At 57.6% G+C, this 14180-nt stretch carries 15 protein-coding genes; 8 read left to right on the top strand and 7 right to left on the bottom strand.

Features of this window, described 5'->3' with window-relative positions; translation table 11 throughout:
• Positions 1-18: 18 nt before the first annotated feature.
• The 4 genes from OVA00_RS39040 (at position 19) to OVA00_RS39025 (ending at position 3358) form a co-directional block, all read left to right on the top strand.
• Positions 19-708 carry an ABC transporter permease gene (locus tag OVA00_RS39040; protein WP_112773268.1) on the top strand — a complete coding sequence of 230 codons (690 nt, stop codon included), beginning with the start codon at positions 19-21 and terminating at the stop codon, positions 706-708.
• On the top strand, positions 705-1448 hold the full coding sequence (locus tag OVA00_RS39035) for an ABC transporter permease (protein ID WP_268091058.1): 744 nt from the start codon (positions 705-707) through the stop codon (positions 1446-1448). Before OVA00_RS39040 ends, OVA00_RS39035 begins: the two co-directional genes overlap by 4 nt.
• A gap of 117 nt (positions 1449-1565) precedes the next feature.
• Positions 1566-2564, top strand: a complete 999-nt coding sequence (locus tag OVA00_RS39030) for a succinylglutamate desuccinylase/aspartoacylase domain-containing protein (RefSeq protein WP_268091057.1) — start codon at positions 1566-1568, stop codon at positions 2562-2564.
• A gap of 23 nt (positions 2565-2587) precedes the next feature.
• A complete protein-coding gene (locus OVA00_RS39025) occupies positions 2588-3358 on the top strand; it encodes an ABC transporter ATP-binding protein (RefSeq protein ID WP_326494169.1) in 771 nt (256 codons plus the stop codon).
• A gap of 34 nt (positions 3359-3392) precedes the next feature.
• Here the strand turns inward: OVA00_RS39025 and OVA00_RS39020 are convergent, their stop codons facing one another.
• The 3 genes from OVA00_RS39020 to OVA00_RS39010 are packed head-to-tail and all read right to left on the bottom strand — an operon-like array spanning position 3393 to position 5196.
• Positions 3393-3797, bottom strand: coding sequence for a DUF2177 family protein (locus OVA00_RS39020; protein ID WP_268091056.1), 405 nt, complete (start codon positions 3795-3797; stop codon positions 3393-3395).
• Positions 3798-3811: 14 nt separating this feature from the next.
• Complete coding sequence (locus OVA00_RS39015) at positions 3812-4483, bottom strand: ChrR family anti-sigma-E factor (protein WP_112773273.1); 672 nt, start codon at positions 4481-4483, stop codon at positions 3812-3814.
• The gene (locus OVA00_RS39010) at positions 4480-5196 is read right to left on the bottom strand and encodes a sigma-70 family RNA polymerase sigma factor (RefSeq protein ID WP_326494168.1); all 717 of its coding nucleotides are present in this window, start codon (positions 5194-5196) and stop codon (positions 4480-4482) included. Before OVA00_RS39010 ends, OVA00_RS39015 begins: the two co-directional genes overlap by 4 nt.
• A gap of 86 nt (positions 5197-5282) precedes the next feature.
• Here OVA00_RS39010 and OVA00_RS39005 point away from each other — a divergent pair, with 86 nt between their 5' ends.
• Genes OVA00_RS39005 through OVA00_RS38995 form a run of 3 tightly spaced genes read left to right on the top strand, consistent with a single transcriptional unit; the run spans position 5283 to position 8652 of the window.
• A complete protein-coding gene (locus OVA00_RS39005; protein WP_113080180.1) occupies positions 5283-6641 on the top strand; it encodes an NAD(P)/FAD-dependent oxidoreductase in 1359 nt (452 codons plus the stop codon).
• A complete protein-coding gene (locus OVA00_RS39000) occupies positions 6578-7438 on the top strand; it encodes a DUF1365 domain-containing protein (protein ID WP_326494167.1) in 861 nt (286 codons plus the stop codon). The genes OVA00_RS39005 and OVA00_RS39000 overlap by 64 nt, the downstream gene beginning before the upstream one ends.
• Positions 7435-8652 carry an SAM-dependent methyltransferase gene (locus tag OVA00_RS38995; RefSeq protein ID WP_268091055.1) on the top strand — a complete coding sequence of 406 codons (1218 nt, stop codon included), beginning with the start codon at positions 7435-7437 and terminating at the stop codon, positions 8650-8652. The genes OVA00_RS39000 and OVA00_RS38995 overlap by 4 nt, the downstream gene beginning before the upstream one ends.
• A gap of 6 nt (positions 8653-8658) precedes the next feature.
• Here the strand turns inward: OVA00_RS38995 and OVA00_RS38990 are convergent, their stop codons facing one another.
• The 3 genes from OVA00_RS38990 to OVA00_RS38980 all read right to left on the bottom strand — a co-directional run bounded on the left by OVA00_RS38990 (position 8659) and on the right by OVA00_RS38980 (position 11372).
• Positions 8659-9465, bottom strand: coding sequence for an SDR family NAD(P)-dependent oxidoreductase (locus OVA00_RS38990; RefSeq protein WP_268091054.1), 807 nt, complete (start codon positions 9463-9465; stop codon positions 8659-8661).
• 71 nt (positions 9466-9536) lie between these two features.
• Entirely contained in the window at positions 9537-10865 is a 1329-nt protein-coding gene (locus tag OVA00_RS38985; protein ID WP_192445831.1) for an MFS transporter, read from the bottom strand.
• A gap of 3 nt (positions 10866-10868) precedes the next feature.
• A complete protein-coding gene (locus tag OVA00_RS38980) occupies positions 10869-11372 on the bottom strand; it encodes a DUF3833 family protein (protein ID WP_034802220.1) in 504 nt (167 codons plus the stop codon).
• Positions 11373-12300: 928 nt separating this feature from the next.
• Here OVA00_RS38980 and OVA00_RS38975 point away from each other — a divergent pair.
• Positions 12301-13068 (top strand): alpha/beta fold hydrolase, encoded by a 768-nt coding sequence (locus tag OVA00_RS38975; protein ID WP_034802225.1) that lies wholly within the window; start codon positions 12301-12303, stop codon positions 13066-13068.
• 193 nt (positions 13069-13261) lie between these two features.
• Here OVA00_RS38975 and OVA00_RS38970 read toward each other — a convergent pair whose 3' ends face one another.
• Positions 13262-14161 (bottom strand): LysR family transcriptional regulator, encoded by a 900-nt coding sequence (locus OVA00_RS38970; RefSeq protein ID WP_034802228.1) that lies wholly within the window; start codon positions 14159-14161, stop codon positions 13262-13264.
• Positions 14162-14180: the final 19 nt, after the last annotated feature.

Below are 14180 nucleotides of genomic sequence, written 5' to 3'. Positions count from 1 at the left end.
CGCAAGGGGTGCTGTTCCATGTTCCAAGGTTATCTACCGATGATTCTGGGGGGGCTCCGTGTGACCCTCAGCGTGGCGTCGGTCTCACTGGCGATCGCCTGTGTTATCGGCCTGATTGGCGCGTCCGCAAAGGTCTACGGCGGGAAAGCGGCAAGATTGTCGGCTGCCGCGTACACGACGACGGTTCGCGCTTTGCCGGATTTGCTTGTTATGCTCGTAGTCTTCTACGGCGGCCAGATCCTGATCAATTCCATCTCCGAAACCTATGGGTGGGGTTATCTCGATGTCGATCCCTACATAGCCGGCGTTAGCACAATCGGCTTTGTATTCGGAGCTTACCTGACCGAGACGTTCAGGGGAGCGATCCTGAGCGTGCCGGCGGGGCAAATCGAGGCTGGCTTTGCATACGGTCTTTCCCGCTGGCAGGTGGCCTTCTACATTCTGCTGCCGCAGATGATAAGGCATGCCGTGCCCGGCCTGACGAATACGTGGCTGGTCATGTTGAAAGCGACAGCGCTGGTTTCGATCATCGGGCTTGACGATATGGTCCACCGGGCCGGGCTTGCGTCTGCGGCGACGCGGGAGCCATTTACCTTCTACGCGCTTATCGGCCTCATCTATCTCGCGGTCACCACATTTTCGGTTCTCCTCTTCGGAGCGCTTGAGAAGCTTTCTTCACGCGGCGTTCGCAGCGGAGGTGCTGCATGATCGACTGGGAAATCGTTGCCGATAACCTGCCGGCATTTGCGGGCGGTCTGGTAAACACTTTGATCCTGTTGGCAACCGTCGTCGTCAGCGGTTTTGCGGTCTCGGTGCCACTGGCGCTCGTGCGCTCAATGCGGTCGCCCTATTTTTCTCGCGCGGTATGGCTGTTCACCTACGTCATCCGCGGCACGCCGCTTCTTGTTCAGCTGTTTGTCATTTACTATGGAATGGCGCAATTCGAATTCGTGCGCAGCAGCGCGATATGGCCGCTATTCCGCTCTCCGTGGTTTTGCGCGTGGCTTGCGCTGACGATCAACACTGTCGCCTATACGACCGAGATATTCGCCGGCGCGATCCGAACCACGGCGCCTGGGGAAATCGAAGCGGCACGATCGATCGGCTTGAGCCGCGCGGCGGTTCTCAGGTACGTGATCTGGCCATCGGCCTGGCGTCGCGCACTGCCCCAATACGGCAACGAGGTGGTAATGATGATGCATGCCACCGCCCTTGCGAGCACGGTGACGATTGTCGAGGTGATGCGGGTCGCGCGCGACGTCTACACCAATTATCTCGTGCTGGCGGAATCCTTCGGCGTCGCCGCCGCAATTTATCTGTTTCTGACCATTGGTCTCACCACTTTGTTCCGCTGGCTCGAGACGCACTTTTTGCGGCATCTCTCCCGCTCGGACGCTCCGAACGCCAAAGAGAAGCCAGCCGAGCATCTCAACCCGAAAGTTGCATGATGAAAGAGACAATGTTTGATATCGAAGGTCAGGGACCCGGCACGCGGCATAGCTTGAAATGTGTCGAATTCGGGCGGCACGCAGACACGCCACTTGTCTATATCCAAGGTGGTCTCCATGCCGACGAGGCTCCCGGCATCATCGTCGCGCATGCGCTTTGCGAGACGTTGGCGGAGCTTGAGGCGGTCCGACGCGATCTTCGGCTGCGTTCGGGTCGTTCCGGTTGCCAATCCGGTCGGGCTGTCTCAGTTTTCCCTTGGTCAGCAGGAAGGCCGTTTCGATCTTTATGACGGACGGAACTTCAACCGGCATTATCCGGATTTCGGACCCAAGCTGTCCGCCCGGCTTTCCAACCGCTTGGGCTCAGACGCCAGCGCTAACGCGGCCGCCATCCGCGCCGAGTTGATGGCCCTGGTTGAGGAATGGGACGTCGTCACCCCCTCCGACAACGTTCGAAAATGCCTCATGAAACTTGCGATTGATGCCGATTATGTGTTGGATCTTCATTGTGATGGAGAGGCCGAGGTTCATCTCTACACGCAGCCGCATTTCGCACAGACATTCTCGTCGCTGGCGACGCGCCTTCACGCCCGAGCAGTGTTGCTTGCTGAGATCTCAGGGCTCAATCCGTTCGACGAGGCCCTCGTGCGCCCATGGTTGGACCTGGTAAGAGCGCTGCCCGACGCGAACATCCCGCTTGGCTGCGCTTCGACCACCGTTGAGTTGCGCGGTCGTAGCGATGTGGATCGGCGACGCGCCCGGAGCGACGCCGAGGCGATCGTCGAGTTCCTACGCGATCTAGGGGTCGTCAAGGGTTCGGCGGCGCAGGCGCCGGCCAAGCTGTGCGAGCCCACCCCGCTCGCAGGTTCAGAAGCTGTCATTTCACCGTCTGCGGGGGTCGTGAGCTACGTACTCGACCTTGGCCATCATGTAAGGGCTGGTGATGTGATAGCTGAGATCATCGACCCGCTTTCAGGAACGGTGACGGCCGTGAAGGCGCAGACATCAGGCGTGTTCTACGCACGCGCTGACAGCCGCATCGCCGAGCGCGGTAAACGCCTTGGCAAGATCGCCGGCAACGATGTGTTCCGCAACGGTCCACTTTTAAGCCCATGAGCGCCAAGGCGCGGAGACAGACTATGACAGCGATGCTCGAAGTGACCAACATCCGAAAGAGGTTCGGCTCCGTTGAGGTGCTCAAAGGCATCTCGCTCACCGCGAGGCGCGGAGATGTGATTTCCATGATCGGCGCGTCCGGCTCGGGAAAAAGCACGTTCTTGCGATGCCTCAATTTCCTGGAGCACCCGTGTGAGGGCAGCTATCGGTTTCAGGGAGAAAAACTTGATCTGAGAAAGGCGTCGAGCGGAGACCTGACGGTACATGACCCCAAGAAGCTCGCTTCGATGCGCTCGCGGTTATCAATGGTCTTTCAGCAATTTAACCTGTGGAGCCACATGACGGCGAGGGAGAACGTGATGCTGGGGCCGATGCGCGTACAGGGGATAAGCCGCGCTGAGGCAGCTGAACGAGCCGACGCATACTTGGCAAAGGTTGGCGTGTCGCACCGCCGCGATGCCTTTCCGGCATTTCTCTCGGGCGGAGAACAGCAGCGAGTTGCGATCGCCCGGGCGCTCGCGATGGAACCGGAGATCATGCTGTTCGACGAGCCGACCTCGGCGCTCGATCCGGAGCTCGTCGGCGAAGTGCTTCGGGTCATGCGGGGATTGGCCGAGGAGGGAAGGACCATGATCGTCGTCACCCACGAAATGGCATTTGCCCGCGACGTTGGCAATCATGTCATCTTTCTCAGCCAGGGTGTGATCGAGGAACAGGGCGATCCACGCGACGTTCTGAGCAATCCGAGTTCCGAACGTCTTCAAAGCTTTCTTTCTTCGCGGCACACGAATTGAGCGGCCCCTGGCCGCTTCAATCTCCGAGTTGGGGTCAAATCAGCTTTTGTACGGCCGAAGCGGAAAAATACCCGGCGAGGGCGGACGCCGTGGTGATGAAGACACCCCACACCATATCCACCAAGCTTACCTCCAACGACCACCCCTTGATCGTTGCCAGATTTGTCATGTCGTAGGTGCCGAAAGCGACAAGGCCGAGCAGAGCTCCCGATACCAGTGCTGTCGTCCAACGTCCGGAGCTGAGCGCAGGTATGACGGCAAAATATGAAACACCGGTTACATAAATGACGTAAAATGCAGCGGCGGCGATGAAATTTGGATACTCGAGCAGAAGCTCTCCAATTCGGCTGCGATAGAATTTCGACGACCCAGTCAGCCACAAAAAGTCCAAGCCGAGAAAGACGATCGCTGTCGCCACGTAGGATATCGCGTAGGTCATCCGGTCGCCTCCGATCAGATCCGAAGGACAGGTTGAAGCAAACGCATAAACCAGCTCCGGAACCTGAGCGGCGCGTCGGTTACCGCCAGACAGATACAATCTTGCTCAGGCGTTGCCAGGGGCTGGTGTTCCACGCTCGGGTCTGCCTCCTCTATATCTCCGCGGGCGAACAAGAGTTCTCCGTCATTGAAGCTTCCGCTGAGCACGAGCGTCAATTCGCGACCTCCATGGCTGTGTTCCGGCACGGGTTTTCCGGCCGGTATGCGAAGCAGACGGGCCGTTGCCGACCGATCGGCCAGCTTGATCGGAATGTGATAGGCGCCACGTCCCAGAGACTTCCATTCCAGCTCCGCCAGATCTCCTCCAAGATAGGATCGCAACGGTTCCGGGATGGTTGGCGGCGAAACGACTTGCACTACTCTCGCAGGTTGCTTCGACGAGACGCTTGAGGGAGATTCTGCGGTTCGTAGGCGCTCTTTCAACCGATCGAAAGACGAGATTTCTATTGGCACTGGCTCCATGCTCTCGAGCAGCTCTCCGGCCGTATTCTCCATCAAAGTCAGTCTTGTCCGGCAGTTCGGGCACAACGCAAGATGCGTAGCAACAGCAAGCCGCCAACCCTCTTCAAGCGTGCCGGATGCATATCCCACCAGCAATTCGTCGCTCACATGATGACGGATATTCATTTTCCGTCCTCCAGCGCAGTCCGAAGCCTCGCAAAGGCAAGTCGGATTCTCGACTTCACCGTTCCGAGCGGCAGGTTCAGCTTGGTGGCAATCGCACTGTGAGAGCAATCGTCGAAGAACGAAAGCTTCAGCAATTGGATCTGTTCCTGAGGCAAGTCCTTCATGGCGTCCTTCAACCGGGTCGCATCCTGGCGTTCCGCCAGCTCGTTCTCCGCGCTTTTGGCATCGTCTGCCACAAATGCGGGGTCATTGACGTCGAAATCCGGCCTCCGGTTCTTGCGGTACGCGTCAATACGAAGGTTACGGGCAATCGTGAAGATCCACGTACCTGCGTTACCGCGTGTCGCTTCGAACTGGCCTGCCTTGTTCCAAACGGTGATCATCACTTCCTGCATCAATTCCTCGGCGATGTTTGGATCACGCGTAAGGCGTGCCATATAGGCCTTTACGCGCGGAGCGTAATAGCGGAACAACGCCTCGAAAGATTCAATATCTCGCTTGCGACCGACTGCCTCGAGCAGAGAGCAGGCTTCATCTTTAGTCAGTTCCCCGTCCCGCTCTACCATGCGTCCACGCTTCTTCTGCCTCCCAAGGTCGACCGGCGGCTCATGCCCAGATCGAACAAATGGGATATCTGGAACAGCGGTAGCGGAAATCGCAAGAATTGTCTCCATGGCACCAATTACGATGCCTTCTGCTTCTTGGATCATCATTGTCCAAAATTTTGCAAGGTGATCAATCCGATCGGGAGATTTTTTCGTAGTGCGTTCGTAATTGTTCGTCAAATTGAGGGGATAACATGCGGTTTGATCGGGGTATGAGGGGTGAATTCGGGCAACGGCGTGTCGCTGTGATTGGCGCCGGTATCTCGGGAATGTCCGCGGCTTGGCTACTCGGTAAAAGCTTAGAGGTCGTTCTTTACGAAGCCGGCGACAAACCTGGCGGTCATGCCAACACCGTCTTCGCGCCGACGGCTGTTGGACCGGTTCCGGTCGATACCGGGTTCATCGTGTACAACGATCGCAACTATCCCAACCTTGTAGCGCTGTTTGACCACCTTGACGTCCCGACCCAAGCTTCCAATATGTCGTTTTCCGCTTCGTTGGATGGCGGGGCATTCGAATACTCGGGCTCTGGATTGACAGGCTTGTTTGGTCAACCGTTGAACGCACTTCGTCCGCGCTTCTGGAGAATATTGTCAGACATTTTGCGCTTCTATCGAGAAGCTCCCAAAGCCCTTAATCGGCTAAATCTCGCTAGCAAGACGCTGGGGGAGTATCTCGACGAGAATGGATACAGCAATGCATTTGTTACCGATCATCTCCTTCCCATGGGCGCTGCGATCTGGTCCACAACGACCAAACGCATGCGTGATTATCCGCTGCATGCCTTCATTCGATTCTGCGACAGTCATGGTTTGCTTGCATTGACGGACAGACCTCGTTGGCGAACCGTAACCGGCGGAAGCCGAGAATATGTCAGCAGGCTGATGTCGGACTATTGCGGCGAGCTTCGGACAAGCAGGGCAGTCCGGGAAATCCGCCGCGAGGTGGGGACGGTGGTCATAACAGATCGTGATGGCAATCGTGACACTTTCACGGATGTGGTCATCGCGACTCACGCCGATCTAGCGCTGGCGATGCTTGCCGAGCCTGACGCACGTGAAAGAGAGCTGTTGTCCGCGATCAGCTACACAAGCAATAAGGCGGTTCTGCACTCAGATACCTCATTGATGCCCAGGCGGCGAAACGTGTGGTCGAGCTGGAACTACATTGGCGCGTCGGATGATTGTGGTGAGCGCCAGCTTTGTGTGACCTACTGGATGAACCGATTGCAAGGGATCGATCCGGCGACGCCGCTTTTTGTGACGCTGAACCCGCATCAAAAGATAGCCAGTGAGCGGATAATCGCAACATTCGATTATGACCATCCTCTGTTTGATCAGCGAGCGTTGGCGTCTCAAAAGGAGCTTTGGGATCTCCAAGGACGCGGCGGTGTCTGGTTTTGCGGGGCCTACTTCGGCAGCGGATTTCACGAAGACGGACTGCAGTCCGGGCTTGCTGTTGCCGAGGCCATCTCCGGCGAGCGGCGTCCATGGACGGTCCGCGACGATTCTGGCAGGCTCCCCTGCGAGATCGGTTACGCGGCGGCTCAATGATGTCGAGGTCGGCTCTTTACAGCGGCCAGGTGTGCCACGTTCGGTTTAGACCCCGCCGGCATAGGCTTTCCTACAGGGTCTTTTCGCTGCTCCTCGATCTGGACGAGTTGGCTTCGCTGGACAGCAAGTTGCGCCTGTTCGGCCATAATCGCTTTGCTCTGTTCAGTTTTCGCGACAGCGATCACGGGGATGGTGAAGTAGGCGCGCTACGCAGTTGGGTCGAACGGCAGCTGTCTGAGGCCGGGGTGGACGTGAAGCAGCTGCGTATCCGTGTGCTATGTTATCCCCGCATACTCGGCTATGTTTTCAACCCTTTGACGGTCTTTTACTGTGAGGCAAGCGATGGCCAAGTCCGGGCCGTTCTCTATGAGGTCTGCAACACATTCCACGAACGCCATACCTATGTCATTCCGGTGAGCGACGACGAGGGCGGAGCGATCCGGCAGTCGTGCGTCAAAGAACTTTACGTTTCTCCGTTTGTACCCATGGATTGCCGCTATGAGTTCAACCTCAGGCCGCCGGGGGAAACCGTGTTCGTCGGCATAACCGAAAACGATTGTGACGGGCGACTTCTCACGGCTGTATTTTCCGGAGAAAGGGAAGAGATCTCGGATAAGAGGCTTTTTCTAACCTTCCTGAAACACCCCATGATGACAGTAAAAGTAATGGGTGCGATCCATTGGGAGGCGCTCAAGATCTGGCTAAAGGGCATGCCCGTGCATCGTCATCGACCGGCGGACCTGCGGGTCGCCACAACGATTGTCTCCCGTTTCGAACAGAAAGACACCTTGGCATGAGCGAGCTTGATCAGGGTGCGGCATTTTCAATATCGTCGGGCCGCCCGCTGTGGCAGAGAATAGTATGCGGTTGGCTTGCCCGTATCAAACGCGGGCAGTTGCGCGCGGAGTTCCCCTGTGGGGCAGTGCATTTGGTCAAAGGCGACGTCCCCGGTCCGACTGCAGCGATCGCCTTTACGAACTCAAGAGCGGTCTGGCGTATGCTCACAAGCGGCAGCCTCGGGTTTGCTCGATCCTATCTTGATGGCGATTGGGAGACGCCAGACCTGGGAACGCTTATGGATTTGGCGCTTGCCAACGAAGAGACTCTCAAGCCAGCGCTCGCCTCTCGCCCGCTAATAGGCCGCTTCGCTTACCTCCGGCATCTGTTCAGACGAAACTCCCGTGCCGGCAGCCGCCGAAATATCGCGTTCCATTACGACCTCGGGAACGATTTCTACCGCGCATGGCTCGATGAGACGATGACGTACTCTGCCGCCATCTTTGAGCGGCAAGGGCAGTCACTCGGTGAAGCCCAACAAGCCAAGTACGACAGGATCCTAAGTGAGCTTCGAATCGGTCCGCAAGATCATGTTCTTGAGATCGGTTGCGGCTGGGGCGGGTTTATGGAGTACGCGGCCTCGCGCACGGGGTGTCGCATTACCGGGCTGACTTTGTCGAAGGAGCAGGCCGACTTTGCGAGAGCTCGGCTGGCAAACAAGGGATTGTCTCCGTTGGCCGAGGTGCGGCTGCAGGACTATAGGGATTGTGAAGGACGTTTCACCAAGATCGTCTCAATAGAGATGTTCGAAGCCGTGGGAGAGGAGAATTGGCCGGTTTACTTTGAGAAGCTGCGCACGAACCTCGCTCCTGACGGACAAGCGCTGATCCAGGTCATCACGATCGACGAGAGGCGGTATGAGCGGTATCGGCAAAACGCCGATTTCATTCAAACCTATGTGTTTCCCGGTGGCATGCTGCCTTCTGCGGCAGTCTTCAGGCAGGAGGCTGTCACTTCCGGCCTACGGGTGCGGGATGCATTTTCTTTCGGCCGTGACTACGAGAAAACCCTGCTCTTGTGGGAAGGTGCTTTCCTCAAAAGTTGGCACAAGATTGAATCCGCTGCATTCGACGAACGGTTCAAGCGCTTGTGGCGCTACTACCTTCACTACTGCGCCGCCGGCTTTCGCAACGGGACCATCGATGTCTACCAGTTCCGGCTCGAACCAACGTGACGGAGGTCAGGTCTGCTCCTCACGCAACATGCGGCGCGTCAAGGCGAACCTCAGGCCTGGAGGAAGCGCCTTCAATAGCTTCAAGACCACTTTCATCCTCCACGGGAATGCGATCTCGAACTTCCCCCGCTCAAGCCCGCGCATGATGTATTCCGCCGCACTTTCCGAAGAGATCAGGAAAGGCATTGGAAAGTCATTCTGACGCGTCAAGGGCGTATCGACAAATCCTGGATTGATAATTGTCATCTGAACGCCTTGCCGTTCAAGTTCGGGATAAAGGGCTTCGCACATGTTGATCAAGGCGGCTTTGGTCGCGCCGTAGCCCGCGGCACCAGGAAGACCGGTGTAGCCTGCCACAGATGCCATGACGGCAATCCGTCCCGACCGGCGCGTCGTCATCGCTGGCATGATCGCCTGCAAACAGTTCACGGTTCCCATGATGTTGAGCCCGACCATCTCTCCGATCGCCGCGGCGTCGAAGGTCGACAGGCTATCGCGCCGGTACGTTCCTGCGCCGAAGACCGCAAGGGAAATCGGACCCAGGCGCATTTCAATGTCGCGTACGGTGTTTTCTGCCGCTTCGCGGTCGGTCACATCGAGGGGAAAAGAATGGATCTTGTTCTCCACCGATCGTGCGAGAGTATCGAGCTCCACCGAGTTGCGCGCGCTTACGGCGACGGTCCAGCCGTCAAGTGCCAAACGGAGTGCAAGCGATTTCCCGATGCCGGAGCTTGCGCCGGTAACCCACGCCACCTTTCGACGATCCGTCTCGTGGAAGGCGTGATTGTTGATTAAATCGCGACCGATAGTCATGGAAACCTACCTCAGTGGGCGATGGGGAAAACGTGTCATCAACCTGGCAGCCGTAGACGAGCGCAATACCGTCAAGTCCGGCCAATAAGCTCTCGTTGGGCCACACGATCGATCGGAAAGCCCCACATGAGCCCGATTGCTGCGAGCTTCGGGACGATTGGTGCCCAGGCGTAAAGCAACGAAAGACCCTTGAGAGCGTCGGGCGACGAACGATCTTGAGCCGGGTCGAAGCCAATCAGACTGAGCATGGGAAACGTCACCCCGACTGCTGTCGCCAGAGAGAGCTTCGTGGCAAGTGCCCACGCCGCGAAATACATGCCGGAACGCTGAGAGCCTGAGACTGCTGTGTCGTTGTCGATTACGTCTGCCTGCATGGATGGAGGCAAAACAAGGTCGAAGGCGAGCAGAAGACCGGTGCATACGCATATGGCACCAAAGGCGACCAGGTCTCCGTCGCCGAGAAATCCTGATACCGCAAAGATCGAGCACGTCACCAGCATAGCGCCGCTCCAGGCCTTGTGCTTGCTCCAGCGCCTTGCGGCCTTTACTGCGAGCGGTACGCCAAGAACTGCGCATGCGAAATAGAGTAGGAGAAACGGGCCGCGCCATTCCGCAGCTCCCAGCCGCCCTGAGACAAAGTAAAGAAACAAAGTAGCTGGGATTGCGTTTGCAAATCCATTCAAAAGAAAAGCGGCGATGAGACGCAGGAACGGCCGGTTCTTCGACATGAAAACCAGGCTTTGCATCAGGCCAAACTCCCGCGTCGACCGATTGACGGGTTCGGGGACGAAAACGAAAGCCATAAGCCCTGTGAGCGGAAGCAAGACCGCGACAAGAACGGCTACCGCCTTTAGCCCATCGGCGTTATTTGCCCCAGCCGTCCCAACAGCGAAGGGGAGGCTGATGGCCGATAAAGTCCCGATAAGCGTCGCGCCTTCGCGGAAAGCTGCAACGCGTGTTCGCTCGGCATAGTCGGTTGAAAGTTCTGCCCCCCAGGCGGTGTAGGGCAGAGAGGACCAGGTAAAGCCAAGTGACAAAAGGCCACCCCATATAAGCAGATAACCGAGCCCGATTGTTTGAGGCGGCCAAAAAAGCATGAACGCGGCGACCGCGGTTAGCGGAATTGACGCAAGAAAAAAGCCACGCCGGCGACCGCCAACGCCATTCCACCGGTCGGCAAGCCAGCCGAATATCGGATCACTCGCTGCATCAAGAAGACGAATGGCAAAAAGTGCACCGCCGACGGCCGCGACCGGTAGTCCCATGACTTCGGAGTAAAACGTCGGAACGATGACGAAAAGCGGCAGCGCAAGCGCCGCCAATGGGAACGCTGGAAGCGCATAGAGGATGAGTGTCGAAGGGTGTGACCTGGATGCTCGTCTGCTAGACACTTTCCACATCAGTCACTGTCTCCTGAATTCGACACGCGTCCAGGCAACCGGCAATCCGAATTTCGTCACATAGGCGGTATTGAGGACACGACCGTCATTGTTCAATGTCATGGTGTCGTGAAAGCGAACTTTGTTCTTGCGGTTTTTTGAGTCGAGGAAGACCAGATAGCTGAAGCGCGCGACATTATCTTTAATCCGCACCTGCGTCTCTCCAATCACGTCCTCGCGCGTACCCCTGTATCTGCCGGGTCCATCCTTTATGAACCGCCACGTCTTGCGATCTCGACTGCCGTCATCGAACCTGAAATCTTCCCTGAGCGTCAGGGTGCGGCCGTCCCATTTTCCGACCAACTGGACTTCGAATGTCCTTTTAACCCCGGTGATGCTTTGAAAGCTTCCCTCGGCGCTCGACCTGCCTGTAAAGAAGCTTTCAAGCGAAAAGGACCCGGCGGCCGCTGGCGCAACCAATGCAAGGTTCATGGCGAGGACCGTAAGAAAAACGCTGAAGATGCGCATGCATTTCCTCCGTCAAATCGATTGCGCGGCATAAGCTTCAATTCGCGGCCTCCTTTCGCTGCCACATCACAGCTCGGGACCTATTCGGGCGATACCGGTCTTTCCGTCGTTCCGGATCCACTTCAGCTTTTTCTCTTCGACCCGGTAGAGCTCGAAACACATCGGGCGACCGTCGTACCAGGTGCGAAACTGCTGGCAGAGACGGTCAGACTGTATCCACCAAGTGCCGGTGTCTTTGGGTTTGACGAACCGGTACCGAGGCCCAAAGCTTCGCCGTCACCGTCGACACTGCCACTTCTTCGATAGTTTAGCGGGAATTCCCCACCCAATGGAGCTTCAAGGAAGATGCGCCTGCCGACGATCTCTCCCTTGATCTCGTTTGCTCTGTATTGCTCCGCAGCGGCCTCTGACGGTACGGCTGCGCACACAGCTGCGATCGCTATTGCGGTTCGGAACATGGCTCGTTCGTTCGCTCCCGTTGTTTTTGGTCAGCCTGGATTACGAGAAGTGGGCGCGGTTGGATCAGTCCGGATGAGCCTTGTCGTGATTTCGATAGGCGCCATGATCCGCGCCTCATTCGTATTCGTATAAAAAACTGAACCTACCGCGGCAGATGCTCCATCGCGTGCCGGAGGCAGTCAGGCGACCCATTACAGCTGGAAGAAAAATACGCAGGTATATTGCCGCCGGAGATTGGAAAAGCTGAAGCAGCTGAAGGATGAGAATGCGCGGCTGGACCCTCCCAGTGGCGATCTGCGACGCAAAATAACGCTCCGGCGTCGTTGCGCAAAAAAATTAGTCGCGCGCGATCTATTAGCGCGGTTGACATGTTTCTTTTTAGGCAATATAGATTGTGCACAAACTAATCGGGCGCGATAAAAAACTCGCTCGTAGCCTGTATTGGACCGAAGCCACAAAGGATATCGTCATGTTTAAACTCGCTGCGACCGTTGCCTTAATCGCCGCTCTCCTGTCCGGCGGGGCTGTTGCCCAGCCCGCAAAGCCCACAGTCGTTCTCGTTCATGGCGCTTTCGCCGATGCGTCGAGCTGGAATGGTGTGACGAAGATCCTTCAGAAAAACGGGTTCACGGTCGTTGCCGCTGCCAATCCACTGCGCAGTGTCGCAGGCGATGCGGCCTATGTTTCAGACATCATCTCGAGCATCAAAGGATCCGTCGTCCTCGTTGGGCATTCCTACGGAGGCCAGGTGATCTCGACCGCAGCAAACGGCAAGGACAACGTCAAGTCGCTGGTCTACGTTGCAGCCTTCGCTCCGGAAGCTGGAGAAGCAGCTGCCGATCTCGCCGGTAAGTTCCCCGGGGGCACGCTTGGCCAAGCGCTCGCCGCCCCGGTAAAGCTGATAGGTGGCGGCGTCGATCTTTCCATCGACCAGGCGAAGTTTCACGACCAGTTCGCCCACGATGTTTCAATCGAGGATGCGGCACTGATGGCCGCCGGCCAGCGCCCGATCACCGAAGCTGCCTTGACGGAAAAGTCAGGTTCGCCCGCCTGGAAGACGCTGCCCTCCTATTTCATCTATGGGGACGGCGACAAGAACATCCCAGCGAAGGCACTCGGCTTCATGGCCGAACGGGCGGCCTCCAAGCACACTGTCGTAATCGAGGGTGCATCCCACGTTGTGATGGTGTCGCAGCCCCAAGCCGTCGCAGACGTGATCGAAGAGGCTGCGAAGTAGCTCTGAAAACTCCAGTGACCAAAGCCGTCACCCGAGAGGGTGGCGGCTTTGCCGTGACGGGGCGGTTCAGCCATTGCGGCGGCGCCGACGGGCCGAGGCGCCGGTGCTGACGCGCGGGAACCCTGCGTCAGAATGACTGAACGCCAGGCGCTAACAGCCGCATCGGGTTGTAGCTCCGGATCCATTTCGCTCGTCAATCAAGCATGATCATGTGAGCCGGCAACTGTTCTTCGAAGAATTTCGAGAAGGTCGCTATGCGGGGCGGCAGCGCTTGGTAAGGCGGATAGTATAGGGTCAGCCAAAGTTCCGGGGGCGACCAGCCTTGAAGGACATGGACGAGGCGACCGCTGCGGACTCGCTCCGCGATATGAAATCCCGGAAGCATGGCAACGCCCGCTCCATCGGCGGCCATGTCGGCAAGCACCTCGCCGCTGTTGGCGCTGAACGCCCTCCCGGCCGTGATGGTCGTGCTCGATCCGCCATCAGAAAGGTGCCAGGTCTCCCGCCTGCTTTCGCCGCTGTATGCAAGGCAGTCGTCCGGCGTCAACTCGCTCGGGTGGTCCATCTCGGTGAACCGGGTGCCCGGCGCCGCCACCAAAATTCTCGGCACGGCCCGGATCTTGCGCCATATCGTAAACTTGTCCGACGGCTGGGATGAGATGCGGATCGCGAGATCGTAGTCATCATCGACGATGTTGACCAAGCCGTCCGAGAGCGAGATTTCAAACGACATTTTTGGATAGAGTTCTCGGAAGCCGGACAGGATCGACGGTAGAACGGTTTTACCGAGCCAAGTCGGAGCGCTTATTCGCAAGCGACCCTGGTCCGCCTTATGAGCGTTTCTTACGTCGCGTCTGGCGCTTTCCAGCGCCTCTAGGGACGGCTGGATTTGCGCGGCAAAGACGGCGCCGTCCGTCGTCAGCGAAACCTGGCGCGTTGTCCGCACAAACAGCTGCACGCCGAGATCGTCTTCGAGCGCGGCGATCGCCCGCGTAACTGCGGCCGGCGTCATATCAAGCTCGCGTGCAACCTGCGCGAAGTTGCGCTTCTCAGCCGCCATAAGGAAGGTCTTCAGGGCTTTGTAGTCGTTCATCGCATTGTTTCAATTTTTG

This window comes from Ensifer sp. SL37 (assembly GCF_026672675.1).
GTDB classification, from domain to species: Bacteria; Pseudomonadota; Alphaproteobacteria; order Rhizobiales; family Rhizobiaceae; genus Ensifer; species Ensifer adhaerens.
This window is presented reverse-complemented; position numbering and strand designations above follow the sequence as displayed.

What these genes read in the sequence shown, in the direction of transcription:
- OVA00_RS39040 (WP_112773268.1), top strand. Translation starts at nt 19, where the DNA reads ATGTTCCAAGGTTATCTACCGATGATTCTGGGGGGGCTCCGTGTGACC.
- OVA00_RS39035 (WP_268091058.1), top strand. Translation starts at nt 705, where the DNA reads ATGATCGACTGGGAAATCGTTGCCGATAACCTGCCGGCATTTGCGGGC.
- OVA00_RS39030 (WP_268091057.1), top strand. Translation starts at nt 1,566, where the DNA reads ATGCCGACGAGGCTCCCGGCATCATCGTCGCGCATGCGCTTTGCGAGA.
- OVA00_RS39025 (WP_326494169.1), top strand. Translation starts at nt 2,588, where the DNA reads ATGACAGCGATGCTCGAAGTGACCAACATCCGAAAGAGGTTCGGCTCC.
- OVA00_RS39020 (WP_268091056.1), bottom strand. Translation starts at nt 3,797, where the DNA reads ATGACCTACGCGATATCCTACGTGGCGACAGCGATCGTCTTTCTCGGC.
- OVA00_RS39015 (WP_112773273.1), bottom strand. Translation starts at nt 4,483, where the DNA reads ATGAATATCCGTCATCATGTGAGCGACGAATTGCTGGTGGGATATGCA.
- OVA00_RS39010 (WP_326494168.1), bottom strand. Translation starts at nt 5,196, where the DNA reads ATGATGATCCAAGAAGCAGAAGGCATCGTAATTGGTGCCATGGAGACA.
- OVA00_RS39005 (WP_113080180.1), top strand. Translation starts at nt 5,283, where the DNA reads ATGCGGTTTGATCGGGGTATGAGGGGTGAATTCGGGCAACGGCGTGTC.
- OVA00_RS39000 (WP_326494167.1), top strand. Translation starts at nt 6,578, where the DNA reads ATGGACGGTCCGCGACGATTCTGGCAGGCTCCCCTGCGAGATCGGTTA.
- OVA00_RS38995 (WP_268091055.1), top strand. Translation starts at nt 7,435, where the DNA reads ATGAGCGAGCTTGATCAGGGTGCGGCATTTTCAATATCGTCGGGCCGC.
- OVA00_RS38990 (WP_268091054.1), bottom strand. Translation starts at nt 9,465, where the DNA reads ATGACTATCGGTCGCGATTTAATCAACAATCACGCCTTCCACGAGACG.
- OVA00_RS38985 (WP_192445831.1), bottom strand. Translation starts at nt 10,865, where the DNA reads ATGTGGAAAGTGTCTAGCAGACGAGCATCCAGGTCACACCCTTCGACA.
- OVA00_RS38980 (WP_034802220.1), bottom strand. Translation starts at nt 11,372, where the DNA reads ATGCGCATCTTCAGCGTTTTTCTTACGGTCCTCGCCATGAACCTTGCA.
- OVA00_RS38975 (WP_034802225.1), top strand. Translation starts at nt 12,301, where the DNA reads ATGTTTAAACTCGCTGCGACCGTTGCCTTAATCGCCGCTCTCCTGTCC.
- OVA00_RS38970 (WP_034802228.1), bottom strand. Translation starts at nt 14,161, where the DNA reads ATGAACGACTACAAAGCCCTGAAGACCTTCCTTATGGCGGCTGAGAAG.